Origin of the sequence: Mycolicibacterium septicum DSM 44393, from assembly GCF_000455325.1 — a bacterium.
Classification (GTDB): Bacteria; Actinomycetota; Actinomycetes; order Mycobacteriales; family Mycobacteriaceae; genus Mycobacterium; species Mycobacterium septicum.
In genome coordinates, this window is sequence record NZ_HG322952.1 from 1099605 (window position 1) to 1115805 (window position 16201).

General features: G+C 65.4%; 15 protein-coding genes. 7 read left to right on the forward strand and 8 right to left on the reverse strand.

Going from position 1 to position 16201, the window contains the following annotated elements; all coding sequences use genetic code 11:
* Positions 1-60 precede the first annotated feature (60 nt).
* From TX88_RS25155 to TX88_RS25190, 8 genes are all read right to left on the reverse strand, one after another.
* On the reverse strand, positions 61-852 hold the full coding sequence (locus TX88_RS25155) for a hypothetical protein (protein ID WP_044520666.1): 792 nt from the start codon (positions 850-852) through the stop codon (positions 61-63).
* 21 nt (positions 853-873) lie between these two features.
* On the reverse strand, positions 874-1971 hold the full coding sequence (locus tag TX88_RS25160) for a hypothetical protein (protein ID WP_044520667.1): 1098 nt from the start codon (positions 1969-1971) through the stop codon (positions 874-876).
* Positions 1972-2046: 75 nt separating this feature from the next.
* The gene (locus tag TX88_RS25165; protein ID WP_044520668.1) at positions 2047-3204 is read right to left on the reverse strand and encodes a 17-hydroxy-3-oxo-4-pregnene-20-carboxyl-CoA lyase; all 1158 of its coding nucleotides are present in this window, start codon (positions 3202-3204) and stop codon (positions 2047-2049) included.
* Positions 3204-3611, reverse strand: coding sequence for a MaoC family dehydratase (locus TX88_RS25170; RefSeq protein ID WP_044520669.1), 408 nt, complete (start codon positions 3609-3611; stop codon positions 3204-3206). The genes TX88_RS25165 and TX88_RS25170 overlap by 1 nt, the downstream gene beginning before the upstream one ends.
* Positions 3608-4579 carry a bifunctional MaoC family dehydratase N-terminal/OB-fold nucleic acid binding domain-containing protein gene (locus TX88_RS25175; RefSeq protein WP_044520671.1) on the reverse strand — a complete coding sequence of 324 codons (972 nt, stop codon included), beginning with the start codon at positions 4577-4579 and terminating at the stop codon, positions 3608-3610. Before TX88_RS25175 ends, TX88_RS25170 begins: the two co-directional genes overlap by 4 nt.
* 14 nt (positions 4580-4593) lie before the next feature.
* Positions 4594-5757: an acyl-CoA dehydrogenase FadE29 gene (gene fadE29 / locus TX88_RS25180; RefSeq protein WP_044520675.1), complete on the reverse strand. Its 1164-nt coding sequence runs from the start codon at positions 5755-5757 to the stop codon at positions 4594-4596.
* On the reverse strand, positions 5757-6761 hold the full coding sequence (locus TX88_RS25185) for an acyl-CoA dehydrogenase family protein (RefSeq protein WP_044520676.1): 1005 nt from the start codon (positions 6759-6761) through the stop codon (positions 5757-5759). Before TX88_RS25185 ends, fadE29 begins: the two co-directional genes overlap by 1 nt.
* A 36-nt stretch (positions 6762-6797) precedes the next feature.
* On the reverse strand, positions 6798-8048 hold the full coding sequence (locus tag TX88_RS25190) for a cytochrome P450 (protein ID WP_044520678.1): 1251 nt from the start codon (positions 8046-8048) through the stop codon (positions 6798-6800).
* Positions 8049-8215: 167 nt separating this feature from the next.
* Between TX88_RS25190 and TX88_RS25195 the strand changes: the two genes are divergently transcribed.
* The 7 genes from TX88_RS25195 (at position 8216) to TX88_RS25225 (ending at position 16126) form a co-directional block, all read left to right on the forward strand.
* Positions 8216-9367, forward strand: coding sequence for a steroid 3-ketoacyl-CoA thiolase (locus TX88_RS25195; protein WP_044520680.1), 1152 nt, complete (start codon positions 8216-8218; stop codon positions 9365-9367).
* A complete protein-coding gene (locus TX88_RS25200) occupies positions 9367-9741 on the forward strand; it encodes a DUF8021 domain-containing protein (RefSeq protein WP_044520682.1) in 375 nt (124 codons plus the stop codon). The genes TX88_RS25195 and TX88_RS25200 overlap by 1 nt, the downstream gene beginning before the upstream one ends.
* Before the next feature lie 10 nt (positions 9742-9751).
* Positions 9752-10231: a nitroreductase family deazaflavin-dependent oxidoreductase gene (locus TX88_RS25205; RefSeq protein WP_044520684.1), complete on the forward strand. Its 480-nt coding sequence runs from the start codon at positions 9752-9754 to the stop codon at positions 10229-10231.
* Positions 10232-10430: 199 nt separating this feature from the next.
* A complete protein-coding gene (locus TX88_RS32920; protein WP_049925360.1) occupies positions 10431-11912 on the forward strand; it encodes a histidine phosphatase family protein in 1482 nt (493 codons plus the stop codon).
* A 237-nt stretch (positions 11913-12149) separates the two neighbouring features.
* A complete protein-coding gene (locus tag TX88_RS32925; protein ID WP_049925362.1) occupies positions 12150-13592 on the forward strand; it encodes a histidine phosphatase family protein in 1443 nt (480 codons plus the stop codon).
* Positions 13593-13817: 225 nt separating this feature from the next.
* On the forward strand, positions 13818-15095 hold the full coding sequence (locus tag TX88_RS33540; protein ID WP_244438610.1) for a histidine phosphatase family protein: 1278 nt from the start codon (positions 13818-13820) through the stop codon (positions 15093-15095).
* A 194-nt stretch (positions 15096-15289) separates the two neighbouring features.
* Entirely contained in the window at positions 15290-16126 is an 837-nt protein-coding gene (locus tag TX88_RS25225; protein ID WP_244438612.1) for an NmrA family NAD(P)-binding protein, read from the forward strand.
* Positions 16127-16201: the final 75 nt, after the last annotated feature.

Consider the following 16201-nt stretch of genomic DNA (forward strand, 5'->3'; position numbering starts at 1 on the left):
CAGAGAACGCACAACGGGCGCCGGTTCACACCGACGCCCGCAGCACAGTGAAGAACTTCGCTACATCCGCTTCCAGAGATCGTCGCCACCGGAGTGACGTGGGGCCTCGGGTGCCACCGGAACCGGGCCGGGAGCCGGCTGGCTCGGTGCGGCAGCGGGCGGTGCAGACGCAGCGGGCGGGGCCGAATGCGTGACCGGAGGCGCCGAATGCGGCGCCGACGACGCAGCCCCACCGGTGCGGTCGGTCATCTGAGTCTCACGAGCATCCAGGCCCGCTTCACGCCGGTCTTGCGCAGCGTCGCGGTCGTTCTGGGCCGTCTCCCGATCGTTCTGCTGCTTGTCCCGGTCGTTGAGCTTGGCCTCGCGCTCTTCCTGCTGCTGTTGCGGGTTCGGACCGCCGGGGCCACCCGGGCCGCCGGGCTGGCCGGCACCTGGCGCACCGTCTTTCCCCGCACCGTCGCCCTTGGCGCCCTCCATGGCCTTCATCAGCGGCTCCATGAGCGAGCCGAACTGGCCGCCCATCTGACCCGCCATCTGGGCGGGCTGGCCGGCCATCTGGCCCATCTGGCCCAGCTGACCCATCATCTGGCCGAGCTGACCGACGCCCTGCCCACCGGATTCGTCGGCTTTCTCGTAGGCGCCCTGGGCGTCGGAAAGCTTGGCGTTGAACATGTTCTCTTTGGCCGACAGGGCCGTCACGTTCGTGGTCAGCGACGCCGCCAGGGTCGGCAAGATGCCGGCGATGGTCATGCTCATGGCGTCTTCGCCGGCCTGGATCGGCGGCATGTCCGGTAGCTCGATTCCAGCGGCACTCCAGTTGAGTGCGCCGGGCGTCTGCATCGGTGCGGTCATCGGTCCCCTCCTCGCGTCAGATCACCAGTCGTCAAAGTCATCATCGCCATCGCCCAACTCGTGTTCCAGCGGGGCCGGGACGGCCAGTCCGGACGTCGTCCCGCCGCCGCCACCGGCGCGCTGGCCGCCGCCCATCATGCCCATGCCACCGCCCATGCCGCCCGCCGCGTTGGCGGCAGCCACCGGCGCGACGCCGCCGATAACGGCGGCACTGGCCCCGGCGTCGACGGAAACCGGTGCGGTACCGCCACCGACCATCTTCGACAGCAGGGGTGTCTGCGGACTCCCGCCACCCGAGCCACCGGGCAATCCCGCCGCCTTGACCATCCCCGCGCCGCTGCTCGGCCCGGAACCCCCGGCCAGCGGGTGGTTCGAGAACGCCGAGAACGGGCTGGGCCCGCCGCCGGTGCCCTTGCCGCCCGAGCCCAGCATCTGCGTGAGCTGCTGCAGGGGCTGCGACAACTGCTGCAGCGGTTGGGAGAGCTGCTGGGGAATCTGCCCGAGCATCTGCGGGATCTGGCCCAGCATCTGCGGGAGCTGGCTGATCATCTGCATCATCTGCTCGCTGCCCTTTTGGGCCGCTTGTGTCGCCTGAGCCGTCGGTGGGGTGCCGACCTGCGGGAGGTTGGCTATCGTGCCCAGGCTGCTGGCCATCTCACTGCTGGCGGCCGAGACCGTCGCGATGTTCTGCGACAGCCCCATCTTGATCCGGCTCTCGATCAGCTCCTGCTTGTTGCTGAACGGCAACGCCTGCAGGGCGGTGACCTCCTGCTGGACCTCTTCGGCGGCCGCGTTGAGCGTTGTCTTGGTCTGCACCACGGAAGCCGCCATCGTGGTCAACGCGGTGGCGATGGCCTGCGCCTGAGCTGCATTCGCCTCGTGGCCGGCGATCATCGTGGTCGCCTCACCCGATGCCGCCACCGATGCGCCGCCCTGCCACTCACCGGTCAGCTTCGAGAGCTGGTTGGTCTGCTGCGGGACGACGTGGCCGCTGATCTTGGTCGCGACCTTCGTGTACGACGCCGCAGCAGCGGTCAACTGGTCTTCATCGATATTCGGCCAAGCCGGTCCCTGCAACGTCTGCGACCCGTACGGGCTGCTGTCGCGCGGCATCCCCATGCCACGGCCCCCTTCTACGCGTGATGCACATCCGGAGCAAACATTACCGTGCCGATCGGGGGTGGCGATGCACCTTTATCCGAGGATCAATCCCGAAGTCGGCACCCCGGTTCCCGCGGTGACCAGCACATGCTCGACGTTGTCGACCTGGTTGACCGAGGTACCCCGCAATTGGCGGACGCCCTCGGCAATGCCGTTCATCCCGTGGATGTAGGCCTCGCCGAGCTGACCGCCGTGGGTGTTGATCGGCAACCGGCCGCCGAGCTCGATGGCGCCGCCGGCGATGAAGTCCTTGGCCTCGCCCTTACCGCAGAAGCCGAGCTCCTCGAGCTGTATCAACGTGTACGGCGTGAAGTGGTCGTACAGGATCGCGGTCTGGATGTCGTCGGGCGACAGACCACTCTGCTCCCAGAGCTGACGGCCGACCAGGCCCATCTCGGGAAGACCGAGCTCGTCGCGGTAGTACGAGTACATGGTGAACTGGTCGGTGCCTGCACCCTGGGCGGCAGCCTCGATGATCGCCGGCCGGTGCTTGAGATCCTTGGCCCGCTCGGGCGTGGTGACGACGATGGCCACGCCGCCGTCGCTCTCCTGGCAGCAGTCGAGCAGCCGCAGCGGTTCGGCGATCCACCGCGAATTCTGGTGATCCTCGATGGTGATCGGCTTGCCGTAGAAGAACGCCTTCGGGTTGGTCGCGGCGTGCTTGCGGTCGGCCACCGACACAGCACCGAAATCCGCACTCGTGGCGCCGTATTCGTGCATGTACCGCTGGGCGATCATGGCCACCGAAGCGGCCGGGGTGCTCAGCCCGTGCGGGTAGGACCAGCTGTACTCGACGCCGCGCGAGTCGGCGTTGACGGTCAGGCCCGTCATCACCTGACCGAACCGGAACTCCGAGCGCTCATTAAAAGCCCGGTATGCCACAACGACTTCGGCCACACCGGTGGCGACCGCGAGAGCCGCCTGCTGCACGGTCGCGGCTGCGGCGCCGCCGCCATAGCCGATCTGGCTGAAGAACTTCAGGTCCCCGATCCCGGTGGACCGCGCCACGGCGGTCTCAAGGTTGGAGTCCATCGTGAACGTCACCAGGCCGTCGACATCAGACGGCTTGAGGCCGGCATCGTCGAGGGCGTCGAGCACGGCCTCGGCGGCCAGCCGCAGCTCACTGCGACCGGAATTCTTGGAGAAATCGGTGGCGCCGATACCGGCGATGGCTGCCTTGCCGGAGAGCATCAGTTGTCCCCCAAAGTAAGTGTGGACGTGGCGATGACGTGGTTGCCCAGGCTGTTGCTGCCCACCACCTTCAGTGTCACCAGGTCGCCCTCGATCTCGGTGACCTCACCGGTGAACGTGATGGTGTCGTAGGCGTACCACGGCACCCCGAGGCGCAGCTTGATCGACTTGACGAACGCGTTCGGACCCGCCCAGTCGGTCACGTACCGACCGACCAGGCCGGTGTCGGTCAGGATGTTGACGAAGATGTCCTTGGAACCCTTGGCCTGCGCCAGGTCCCGGTCGTGGTGCACATCCTGGTAGTCACGCGTCGCGATGGCGGTGGAGACGATGAACGTCGGGTCGCCGTAGATCTTGAGTTCGGGAAGTGTGGTGCCGACTCGAACGTCGGAGACAGTCAGGCTCATGCTTGTGGCTCCCATGCGTACAACGTCCAGGCCGGGCTGATCTCACTGTCCGGGAAGTCGAGATAGGTTGCAGAGACCGGCATTCCGATCTTCACCTGATCGGCGGCGATCCCGCGCAGCTCGCCCAGCATCCGGACCCCCTCCTCGAGTTCGACGAGGGCGATCACGAACGGCAGGCTGCGGCCGGGCACCTTCGGCGCGTGGTGCACGACGTAGCTGAAGACCGTGCCCTTGCCGGACGCCACGACGTAATCGGCCGGGGCATCTTTGTCGGCCCACACCGCGGGCACCGGCGGGTGCTGCAATGTGCCATCGGGGCGGCGCTGGATCCGAAGCTCGTGGGCGTTGATGCCGTCCCAGAAGAACTTGGTATCCCGCGACGAGGACGGTCGCATCAGCTTGTCCGGGTCGAGATCCTCCGGGATCGCCTCGGTTTCGGCGGCCTCCGCGGCTGCCTGCTTGGCGGCCGGGAGGAACTTCATGATGCGCCAGTCCATGTCGGCGACTTCCTCGTCACCGACGTGCCAGCGGATCTTCTGATTGATGAAGTAGCCCTCACCCAACGCGGTCTGCTTGGGACCGACGATGCCGACGATCTCGGCGCTCATCACCACCTGTTCGCCGGGCTGCAGGTAGCGGTGATAGGTCTGGTCGCAGTTGGTGGCGACGACGCCGACGTACCCGGCATCGTCGAACAACTTCATCGCCCGGCCCAGCGGATCATCGTCGGACCGGGTGCGGCCCAGGCCCATCATGGTCCAGACCTGGATCATCGCCGGCGGCGCCACGATGCCGGGATGGCCCGCAGCCTTGGCGGCCTCCGCGTCGACGTAGATCGGGTTCTTGTCGCCGATCGCGTCGACCCAGTGGTGAATCATGGGCTGATTCACCGGGTCCCGAGCAACCGTCGGCTGGCTCGTCCCGGACGCGATGATCTGGTCGATCCCTGCCTGAAGATTCGCGCTCATCTCAACCCTTCGCTCTACCGAGGAACTCTCGGCACCCGCAGACCCGACGCCGCGATCATCTCGCGCATCACCTCGTTGACGCCACCGCCGAACGTGATCACCAGGTTGCGCTTGGCCATCTTGTCCAGCCAGACCAGCAGTTCGGCGGTCTCCGAGTCAGCCGGGTTGCCGTACTTGCCGACGATCTCCTCGGCCAAGCGGCCGACCTCTTGGATGCGCTCGGTGGAGAACACCTTGGTGGCAGCGGCATCGGCCACGGCGATGGTCTCGCCGGAGGCGGCCACCTGCCAGTTGAGCAGCTCGTTGATCCGCCAGATCGACTTGATCTGCCCCAAAAGGCGTTTCACGTCGTCGTGCTCGATCGGCGTGACGCCGTCCGAGCCGGGCTTGGAAGCCCAGCCGTGCACCTGATCGTAGATTCCGGCAATGCGGCCGGCCGGGCCCAGGCCGACCCGCTCGTGGTTGAGCTGGGTGGTGATCAGCTTCCAGCCGCCGTTCTCCTCGCCGACCAGCATGTCGGCGGGAACGTGCACGTCGTTGTAGTACGACGCGTTGGTGTGGTGCGCCCCGTCCGACAGGATGATCGGGGTCCAGGAGTAGCCGGGATCCTTGGTGTCGACGATCAGGATCGAGATGCCCTTGTGCTTGGCGGCTTCCGGGTCGGTGCGGCAGGCCAGCCAGATGTAGTCGGCGTCATGGGCGCCGGTGGTCCACATCTTCTGCCCGTTGACGATGTATTCGTCACCGTGCTTGACGGCGGTGGTGCGCAGAGAAGCCAGGTCGGTACCAGCCTCGGGCTCCGAGTAGCCGATCGCGAAATGCACTTCGCCGGCAAGGATTCCGGGGAGGAACTTCTTCTTCTGCGCCTCGGTGCCGAGTGCCTGCAGGGTGGGTCCCACGGTTTGCAGCGTGACCATCGGCAACGGGATGTCGGCGCGGTTGGCCTCGTTGATGAAGATCTGCTGCTCGACCGGGCCGAAGCCCAGGCCGCCGTACTCCTTGGGCCAGCCGACGCCGAGCTTGCCGTCGCTGCCCATGCGCTTGATCACCGCACGGTAGGCCTCGTTGTGCCGATCGGACTCCATCGCCGCGGCCTCTTCGGGCGTGATGAGAGTCGAGAAGTATTCCCGCAGTTCGGCTTGCAGCGCGCGCTGCTCGGGCGTCAGATCGATGAACATTACGCTCCCACCAAATCGAGGCGATGCGACGGACCGCCCAACAGCCGGGTCAGATCCTTGATCGAGGAGTAGTAGCGGTCCATCGGGTAGGTGATGTCCATACCCATACCGCCGTGCAGGTGATGGCACAGCCGCATGGCCGGCGCGGCCTGCGAGGTGAGCCAGTAGCCCAGAATTGCCAGATCCTCGTCGGCGTCGAGCCCCTCGGACAGCCGCCACAGAGCCGAAGTGGACAGCAAAGAGATTGTCCGCGAGGCGATGTAGACCTCGGACAGCTGTGCGGCAACCGTCTGGAACGTCGAGAGGGGACGGCCGAACTGCTCACGGGTGGCCACATAGTCGGCGGTCAACCGCAGTGCGCCGGCCACCAGCCCGGCGGCGAACGCCCCGGTGGCGGCGAGCGCCAACTGGTTGACCCGGTGCGCACTCGCGCCGTCGAGCACGTCGGCGGCGTCGACCGCGACGTCGGCGAACGTGACCGCGTACTCGTCGGAACCGTTGGAGGTCGGGGTCTTGGTGACCGTCACGCCGTCGGCCTCGGGCGAGACCACCACCACCGCGTTGTCGGCGGTGACCACCAGCCACTTGGCCGACTCGGCATAGGGCACACCGATTTTGGTGCCGTTGAGCTTGCCTTCCGCGAAGTTGGTCGCGGGACGTTCCGGCAGTGACTGCCCGGGCTCGTTGAGCGCCGCCGAGAGCACCGCGCCCGTCGCCACACCGGCGAGGTAGCGGTCCTGCTGGGCGTCAGAAGCCAGGTCGAGCAGCGTCACCAGACCGAGGCCGACGGTGGCCAGCGCCGGACCGGTCGTGCCGTGCCGGCCGATCTCGGTCAACGCCGTCGACAGCTCGGGCAGGCCCAGACCGTCACCACCGAGTCGTTCCGGCACTCCCAGCGCCGCGACACCACCGGAAACCAGTGCATCCCAGGTGTTGTCGCGTTCCAGAACAGAGGTCACCACGTCGGCGACAGCCTGCTGCTCTGGGTTCGGTGTGAAATCCACCCGAATCCTCCTTGATCCGTTTAGACGACAGTGCGCTCAGTGTGCGACGGGGCAAGTGCCCGTGTAGTCGACCGGCCAATGCTTAATACCATTGAGCCAGCCGGACTTCAGCCGTTCGGGATCACCGACCGGCTTGAGGTCGGGCATGTGATCGGCGACCGCGTTGAAGATCAGGTTGATCGTCAGGCGAGCCAGGTTGGCTCCGATGCAATAGTGCGCCCCGGTGCCGCCGAAGCCGACGTGCGGGTTGGGATCGCGAAGGATGTTGAAGGTGAACGGGTCCTCGAACACCGCGTCGTCGAAGTTCGCCGAGCGGTAGGACATCACCACACGCTCGCCGGCCTTGATCTTGACACCCGAGATCTCGGTGTCCTCGCTGGCGGTGCGCTGGAAGGCCGACACCGGCGTGGCCCAACGAATGATCTCGTCGACGGCGGTCTTCGGCCGCTCCCGCTTGAACAGCTCCCACTGGTCGGGGTTCTGCGAGAACGCGATCATGCCGTGGGTGATCGAGTTGCGGCTGGTCTCGTTGCCCGCGACTGCCAGCATGATGACGAAGAAGCCGAACTCGTCGTCGCTGAGCTTCTCGCCGTCGATGTCGGCCTGGATCAGCTTGGTCACGATGTCGTCGGTCGGGTTCTTGCCACGCTCTTCGGCCATCTTCATGGCGTACGTGATGACCTCGAACGAGGACATGGCCGGATCGACGTCGGCGTACTCGGGATCGTCGCCGGCGGTCATCTCGTTGGACCAGCGGAACAGCTTGTCGCGATCGTCCTGGGGCACGCCGAGCAGTTCGGCGATGGCCTGCAGCGGCAACTCGCAGGAGACCTGCTCGACGAAATCGCCGGTGTTCGACGCCGCGGCGTTCTTGGCGATCTGCTGAGCGCGGTTGTTCAGCTCGTCCTCGAGCCGCGCCAGGGCACGCGGGGTGAAGCCACGGGAGATGATCTTGCGCAGCCGGGTGTGGTGGGGGGCGTCCATGTTGAGCAGGACGGCCTTCTGGAGGTCGACCGCTTCACGGGTCATCTCCTGCGGCCAGACCGGGATCGCACCGTTCATCGCGCTGGAGAACACCTCGCTGCGCAGTGAGACGTCCTTGACGTCCTCGTGCCGGGTGACCAACCAGTAGCCCTTGTCGCCGAAGCCTCCGGTGCCGCCGGGCACGTCGACCCAGCGAACCGGCTCGGCCTTACGAAGCTCGGCGAGCTCTTCGACCGGCAGGCCCCTGAGGTTGAGCTCGGAATCGAGGAAGTCGAAATCCTTGGGGATGTTCGGGCAGCCCATGTGTCTAACTCCTAGTGTCTGTAGCAAGCCGTGCGCGTAGCCAGCAATGCTTGAAACAACGTGGTCTAGTACCAATTGAGACCATTGAAACACGCCTTGACCGCAGATCAAAGGTAGTGATGCATCCGCGCTTGTCAGAGTAATGAAACGTGTTCTAGCCTGGCTTCATGGGTAACCCTGTCATCGTCGAAGCCACCCGCAGCCCCATCGGCAAGCGCAACGGCTGGTTGTCCGGCCTGCATGCCACCGAGCTTCTCGGAGCCGTCCAGAAGGCCCTCATCGAGAAGGCCGGAATCGACCCCGGCAGTGTCGAGCAGGTCATCGGCGGCTGCGTCACCCAGTACGGCGAGCAAGCCAACAATGTCACCCGTCAGTCCTGGCTGATCGCCGGACTGCCCGAGCACGTCGGCGCCACCAGCGTGGACTGCCAGTGTGGCAGCGCCCAGCAGGCCAACCACCTGGTCGCGGGCCTGATCGCCACCGGCGCCATCGACATCGGCATCGCCTGCGGCATCGAGGCGATGAGCCGGGTCGGCCTGGGCGCCAACGGCGGCGGGGCTCGCGCCGCGTCGTGGGACATCGACCTGCCCAACCAGTTCGAAGCCGCCGAGCGGATCGCCAAGCGCCGCGGCATCACCCGCGCCGACATCGACGCACTGGGCTTCGCCTCGCAGGCCAGGGCCAAGCAGGCCTGGGCCGAGGGCCGTTTCGACCGCGAGATCTCCCCGATCGAGGCGCCGGTCATCGACGAGAACAAGCAGCCGACCGCCGAATGGAACACGGTCAGCCGTGACCAGGGCTTGCGCGACACCACCCTCGAGGGCCTGGCCGCGCTGAAGCCGGTCATGGAGGGCGGTATCCACACCGCCGGTACCTCGTCGCAGATCTCCGATGGCGCTGCAGCGGTGCTGTGGATGGACGAGGACAAGGCGAAGGCCCTCGGCCTCAAGCCGCGCGCCCGCATCATCAGCCAGGCCAACGTCGGCGCCGAGACCTACTACCACCTCGACGGCCCGGTGCAGTCCACCGCGAAGGTCCTCGAAAAGGCCGGCATGAAGATTGGCGACATCGACCTCGTCGAGATCAACGAGGCGTTCGCCTCGGTGGTGTTGTCCTGGGCCCGGGTGCACGGCGCCGACATGGACAAGGTCAACGTCAACGGCGGTGCCATCGCCCTCGGCCATCCCGTCGGGTCCACCGGCGCCCGCCTGATCACCACGGCCCTCCATGAGTTGGAGCGCACCGACAAGAGCACCGCACTGATCACGATGTGTGCCGGCGGCGCGCTGTCGACCGGCACGATCATCGAGCGCCTCTAGTGACCTTCAGTGACGCGGAGCGCATCGCGGCCGCACAGGCCTACATCGATGCGCTGGTGACCCATCAGGCCGACGCCGTCCCGTTCACGCCGGATTGCATCCGCATCGAGATGGGGCTGAAGACCGGACGCTCCGGAGATCACCTGCGCCGCAGTCTGAACAACGGTCCGCAGTTCAAGTTGATCGAGGAGACGACGCCGCCGGAGTTCACCGTCGACGGTGATCATGTCCGCGCCCGCTTCGACGTGCTCACCAAACCGCGCCTGTTCGGGCGGCGGGTGTGCTCACACGTCGACGAGACGTTCCTGATCCCGGCGTCGGACGGAAAGATCCACCACATCCGCGCCTCCCTTACCCCGTTCATCAGCCGCTAAGGTCCTCCGCATGGCCAACACCCCCCGCCCGCTCAACGCCAAACAGGTCGAGCGCCTCAACGCGAAATCGACCGGCACCGCCATCAAGTGGATGTCGCGCGCCCAGACCTGGATCTTCAAGAAGACGGGCGGACGCTTCGGGGACAAGTTCCTGCGCGGCGCCGAAGTCGGCATCCTGACCACGATCGGACGCAAGTCCGGCGAGGAGCGGGACAGCCCGCTGCTGTTCCTCCAGGAGGGCAAACGCATCGTGCTGGTCGCCTCGCAGGGCGGCCGGGCCACCAACCCGATGTGGTACCTGAACCTGGTGGCCAATCCCCGGGTGAAGTTCCAGACCAAGCACGAGACCCTGGAGCTCACCGCGCGCGACGCCACCGACGCCGAGCGCGACGAGTACTGGCCCAAGCTGGACGCGATGTACGCCGACTTCGTGAACTACCGGTCCTACACCGACCGCAAGATCCCGATCGTGATCTGCGACCCGGCATAACAAACGTTCACCCAAAGCGCCCCTGACCTCGAGGTCGGGGGCGCTTTGCGTTGCCAGGTGTCCTGGAGCTGGCCAATTACGCAACTCTCGGTAGCAGAATTGACGGGTTAACAGTTTTTCGATTATGTTCTGTGAGCGCGCCCACAGTGAACGGCAGGTGAGCGGCAGCCCACAGTTTCGTGAACTCGATGGAGACCCTATGCAACGACCCACCCGCCGCCGGGCTGCCGGCGCCGCCGCGACCGCGCTGACCGCGTGTTCGCTGTTCGCCGCCGCAACCCTGCCCGCCTCCGCCTTGACCGTGACGTTCATCCGGCACGCCGAGTCACAGGCCAACGCCTCCGGATACATCGACACGAGCACGCCCGGACCCCACCTGACCAATGACGAGGTGGACCAGACTGGCGGACTGACCGGCGAACAGCAGGCGCAGAACTTCGCTGACGCGCTGTGTGCCACCTCCTGCACCGGAACGGCCGCGCCGTTCGACGCTCTCTACGCCTCGACCATGATCCGCACCCAAGAGACCGCGAAGCCGTTGTCCGACAAGACCGGGCTGCCGGTCACGATCCTGGGCTCCTACGATCCGAACAACCCGCAGCGGAACTCCGGCGTGCAGGAAATCAGTGCCGGCATATTCGAGGGCCTTTCCGAAAAAGAGGGCATCGGCCGCATCGGCTACATCCTCGCCCCATTGGCGTGGACGATGGGCTTGCAGTTCGTCCCGATCCCCGGTGGCGAGACCGGTCTCGAGTTCAACGAGCGCGTCACGAATGCGCTGGCCGATGTTGAATCCGGCACCACCGACACCAACGGTGACGGCGAGATCGACGCCGCAGTGTTCTCCCACGGCGCCACCATCATGATGTGGACGTTGATGAACGTCGACAATCCGAGCTTGGCGCTCCTGGCGAACACGCTCGACAACACCGACACCGTGGTGGTCAAGAAGAACGATGACGGCAGTTGGCATCTGGTGAGCTGGAACGGCCAGGAGGTCGGCGACGCCGACTACGCGACCAAGATGTTCGTCAACGTGCGCGATCTGATCGTGGCCCCGCAGAAGGCGGTCTACAACATGCGCATTCCGGTTCTCTCCCTGGATCCGGAAGCCATCGTCACCACCGGGGCGCAGGGTGTGCAGGACGTCGCCGGGGCCGGCGTGAAGTTCGTCAAGGACTCGATCACCGACACCGTCAACGCGATCACCGGTATCCCCGGCTCGCTGGGTCAGTCGACATCGCAGGTGTCGAAGGTCAACACCCTCAACGTCGTCGCCGACAGCGGCACCCCGGCAGCGGGCGATCTCGCCGAGAAGGCCAAGACCGCCGTCGAGGGCGCCACCGATGGCGCCAAGGCCGCCGTCGAAAACGTCGCCGAGGACGCCACATCGGCAGTCGAGAAGGTGACCGAGCCGGTACAGGCCAAGATCACCGCCGCCCGTACCGCCAACGGCGCCACCAAGCTGACCAATGGCAACAAGGCGGAGCCGGGTAAGGCTGTCTCGGCAGTTCGCGACCGGGTCAACCAGGCCGCGGACGACGTGCGCAGCGGGGTCGAGTCCTCGGTCAAGCAGGCACGCGAAACCGTCAAGAAGCTCGCGGGTGCCGACAAGACCAACAAGGCAGCCAAGGACAACAGTGCAGGCAAGCCGAAAGCCGCATCGAAGGACGCTGCGTGAAATAGGCGTCACAGCAAGGTAATACCAACCGGCTCGATCCCCCTCCTCGCATGAGGAGGGGGATCGACCTGTATCTGACCCGATTTAGAGCAGCGCCTGAAATTTGTCAAATACCTTCCCGCTCAACGGGATAACTGCTCGCCCCCACAGCAATTCGCCAGACAATATTTCTGGCCGGCCAACGCAGTGTCACCGGCAGGTCACGTGAAATCCCAACAGCCACAATGGAGGAAGCACATGAACCGCCGCAGAGGTGACGCGCCGGCGTCACGGTATCGAAGTCTACTAGGGGGTGTCGCCCTGGCATTCCTCGCCTTCTTCCTGGCGATGCCAGTGGCCCATGCCGCCGAGGTCATGCGCGTGACATTCGTGCGTCACGCGCAGTCAGAGGGCAACGCCTCCGGCCTGATCGACACCAAGACCCCGGGTCCGGTTCTTACCCCGCTGGGCCAGCAGCAGGCCCAGGCCGTGGCCGACAAGCTGGGCGACAACAACTACGACGCCATCTACGCGTCGACCATGGTGCGGACCCAGCTCACCGCCGCACCGATGTCGCAGCGCCTCGGCCTGCCGATCCAGGTTCTGCCCGGCCTGCAGGAGATCGAGGCGGGAGCCTTCGAGGGCACCCCGGAGGCGAACGCTGCCAGCGGGTACGGCCTGTATCCGATCGCATGGGCGCTCCCGGGCGTGATCCCGCAGATCCCGTTCGACAAGAGCACGTACATGCCGGGTACCAACCTCAACGGCTACGTGTTCGACGAGCGGGTCCGGGGCGCGTTGCAGACAATGTATGACAACGGCGACCGCAACGCAGTGGTGTTCTCGCACGGCGGCACCATCATGTTCTGGACGTTGATGAACGTTCAGAACCTCACCGTGATGGAGAAGCTCCAACTGCTGCAGACAGCCCAGTTGAACAACACCGATTACGTCGTGATCGAGGGCAACAACGAGGACGGCTGGACCCTGGTGAACTGGAACGGCAAGCAGTTCAGCCCGGAACCGACCTTCGGGCACGAGGTGAATCTCCAGCTCCGGACGTTGTCGCGCCAACTGACCGCCGCCGCGGACCAGGTCAAGGAGGCCTTCAAGACGGGTGACTTCGTCACCATTGCGACGGCCATCAACCACAGTGTCGCCGACGCGACCTTCTCGGTCACCAAGTTCAACCGCGCTGTCAACGCTCAGATCATCAAGCGCGTCAGCAATGCAATCCAGGGCACTACCAGCGATCTGCAGGACAAGGTGTCCACCGGGGTCGAGGACGTCAAGAGCACGCTGAAGGTGACCACGGACAGCGTCGAGCAGAAGGTCCAGTCCGCTCCGGAGACGGAGACCGTCTCGGACACAACGGAACCGGCCGATTCCGCATCCCTCGCGGGGGCGAAGTCGAAGCTCAAGGCCACTGTCGACGGCATCGTCAAGCCCCGCGGCGCGACCGATCTGTCCGACGGCAACAAGGCGGTGCCGGGCGTCGCGAAGTCGCTCAGCCGTACCGGCGAGAAGGTTCAGACCGCCGTCAAGGATGCCCAGGACCAGGTGACGTCGTCGATCAAGAAGCTCGGCGACGCGGTCAAGAAGGCCACCGGCCAGACCGGCCAGACCAGCAAGGCCGGCAAGACCGCTGCTGCCAACGACGGTGCCGGCAGCGACACCGCCTCCAACAAGGACGCCGCCTAACCAGTCGGCATTGTTCAAGGGTGCCCCAGGCCAATTGGCCTGGGGCACCTTTTGCATTCGCATTCGCAATTCGTGCAACAACCAGTCTCGGACAACGAGACATCCACACACGACCAACCAATTCACTCATACGTTCATTTCGCTCCACCTGCACATCGATGATTGGAGGAACGAAGCAATATGAATTATTTGAGACGCTCGAGCATTCGGGCGACGTTCGCCGGCATGGGAATGATGTTCCTGGCATTCCTTTTGGCCATTCCGGTCGCCCACGCAGCGGAAGTCATGCGGATCACGTTCATTCGTCACGGTGAGTCCACCGCGAATGCGGCGAATGTCGCCGACTCATCCGTGCCGGGTCCGGTCCTCACGGAGAAGGGCCGGCAGCAGGCCCGTGACATCGTCAACGTGCTGGGCGACAACAACTACGACGCGATCTACGCGTCCACGATGGTCCGGACCCAGCTGACCGCCGCACCGATGGCGGAGTACCTGGGCCTGCCGATCCAGGTCGTTCCCGGCCTCCAGGAAATTGAGGCAGGAATCTACGAGGGAACCCCGGAATCCGATGCCGTCAAAGGCTACCTGCAGGCGCCGCTGAAATGGCTGCAGGGTGATCTCGACGCCCGCATTCCCGGGTCTGTCAACGGGCGGGAATTCGATGCGCGTATGGATGGCGCAATTCAGACCATGTACGACAACGGGGACCGGAACGTGGCGGCATTTTCGCACGGCGGCGCCATCATGTTCTGGGTTTTCCTGAATGCGGAAAATGCAGACCCGATGTGGCTGATGACCAATCCGCTGCGAAACACCGGTTACGTCGTGGTGGAGGGAAATCCCGAGGACGGCTGGCGCGTCGTGCACTGGAACGGCACCGAGATCGGCCCCGAAACTCCGTTCCACGTCGAGGTCCTGCGCCAGGTGCGGACCCTGTCGAGGCAGCTCAACGCCGCGGCCGAGCAGGTGACGGATGCCTTCGCCACCCGTGATCCGGCGGCCATCGCCACGGCGATCAACCGGAGCATCGCCGACGCGAGCTTCTCGGTGACCAAGTTCAACCGGGCGATCGGCGCCGAGGTAATCGATCGGGTGAACAAGGCATTCCCGAAGAGCGAGAACGAATTACGCGAGAACGTGTCGTCAGACATCGAGGACGTCAAGACCGCAGCGAGCGACATCGTCAAGACGGCTGCCGACGACGTTCAGGGCGCCGGTGACACGGCCACTCAACAAGTCAGTGCGGCCGCTACTGGAATGCGGACCGTCACCAAGACACGTCCTGCCGCAACGGATCTCAGCGACGGGAACAAGGCGGCTCCGGGCCTGAAGAAGGCGGCCACCGAGTCGGGTGACAAGGTACGCGCGGCGGTGGAGAACGCGCGTGATCGGGTCTCGTCCTCGGTGCGCAGTATCAGGGACGCGGTCAAGAAGGCTTCTGACCGGGTTGAAGCCAAGGACAAGGCAGAGAAGAGGCACACCGCCCCGAAGAACGCCGCCTAGCGATACCGCCTCATCTGACCGACGAGCAGGCGCGAAGGCCCCCGCAATCCGCTGATTGCGGGGGCCGAAGCACCGCCCGATGACGGCGGCGATCGGAGAACCACGTCCTCTGTCAGTAGCGGCGCGGCAAGATTGCAGGATCCACCCCTGCGCTGAGCAGAGACGCCGGCGGGCCGGTCGAAAGGAACATTCACGTGTCAGCCACATATGCCGTCGTCGGCGCAACCGGAGCGACCGGCGGCGCCGTCGCCGCCGCCCTCGCGGATGACCAATCACAGGTGCGTGCGATCGCCCGCAACCCGAATTCGACACGGGCACAACAGCTTTTGCAGTCTGGAATCGACGTCGCGGCCGCCGACCTCGACGACGTGGACGCACTGACGCGCGCGTTCAGCGGGGTCGCCGGGGTTTTCGCAATCACCACGCCGTTCGAGGAGGGCCCCGACGCCGAGGTGGAGCAGGGCCTTCACATGATCACCGCCGCCACGCAAGCCCGGGTACCGCATCTCGTGTTCTCTTCGGTGGCCAATGCCGACCGGCACACCGGGATCCCCCACTTCGACAGCAAGGCGAAGATCGAAGCAGCACTCGTCGACTCCGGCGTGCCCTACACAATCCTCGGCCCCACCTACTTCTACGACAACATGCTCGGCGGCGTCGACGAACTACAGTCCGGGATACTCAGCTTGCCGATTCCGGCCGCCACCCCGTTGCAGCAGCTCTCCCGCCGGGACTTCGGCCGGTTCGCCGCGACGGTTCTGCGCGCTCCGGATCGCTTCATCGGAGCGCGTATCGACGTCGCGTCCGACGCGCCGACACCGCGTCAGATGGCCGCCACACTTCAGGAAACGCTGGGTCGCCAGTTCGAACTCGTCACGACCGACCCGGCCGAGATCAGCTCCCCCGACATGCGGGCGATGTTCACCTATCTCACCGAACACGGCTACAGCGCGGACATCGACGGTCTGCGCCACAGCTACCCGCAGGTCGGATGGCAGCGCTTCGGCGATTGGCTCGCCGACCAGACGTGAGCAGTCCCCCTTTTCACTTGGAAAGGGCGAGCCTGCTTCTAGGACAACGAGTCTGCGCTCAGATCGCGAATCCGG

Coding starts and splice junctions, on each gene's coding strand:
- TX88_RS25155 (WP_044520666.1), bottom strand. CDS start 852: ATGACCGCACCGATGCAGACGCCCGGCGCACTCAACTGGAGTGCCGCT.
- TX88_RS25160 (WP_044520667.1), bottom strand. CDS start 1,971: ATGGGGATGCCGCGCGACAGCAGCCCGTACGGGTCGCAGACGTTGCAG.
- TX88_RS25165 (WP_044520668.1), bottom strand. CDS start 3,204: ATGCTCTCCGGCAAGGCAGCCATCGCCGGTATCGGCGCCACCGATTTC.
- TX88_RS25170 (WP_044520669.1), bottom strand. CDS start 3,611: ATGAGCCTGACTGTCTCCGACGTTCGAGTCGGCACCACACTTCCCGAA.
- TX88_RS25175 (WP_044520671.1), bottom strand. CDS start 4,579: ATGAGCGCGAATCTTCAGGCAGGGATCGACCAGATCATCGCGTCCGGG.
- fadE29 (WP_044520675.1), bottom strand. CDS start 5,757: ATGTTCATCGATCTGACGCCCGAGCAGCGCGCGCTGCAAGCCGAACTG.
- TX88_RS25190 (WP_044520678.1), bottom strand. CDS start 8,048: ATGGGCTGCCCGAACATCCCCAAGGATTTCGACTTCCTCGATTCCGAG.
- TX88_RS25195 (WP_044520680.1), top strand. CDS start 8,216: ATGGGTAACCCTGTCATCGTCGAAGCCACCCGCAGCCCCATCGGCAAG.
- TX88_RS25205 (WP_044520684.1), top strand. CDS start 9,752: ATGGCCAACACCCCCCGCCCGCTCAACGCCAAACAGGTCGAGCGCCTC.
- TX88_RS32920 (WP_049925360.1), top strand. CDS start 10,431: ATGCAACGACCCACCCGCCGCCGGGCTGCCGGCGCCGCCGCGACCGCG.
- TX88_RS32925 (WP_049925362.1), top strand. CDS start 12,150: ATGAACCGCCGCAGAGGTGACGCGCCGGCGTCACGGTATCGAAGTCTA.
- TX88_RS33540 (WP_244438610.1), top strand. CDS start 13,818: ATGGGAATGATGTTCCTGGCATTCCTTTTGGCCATTCCGGTCGCCCAC.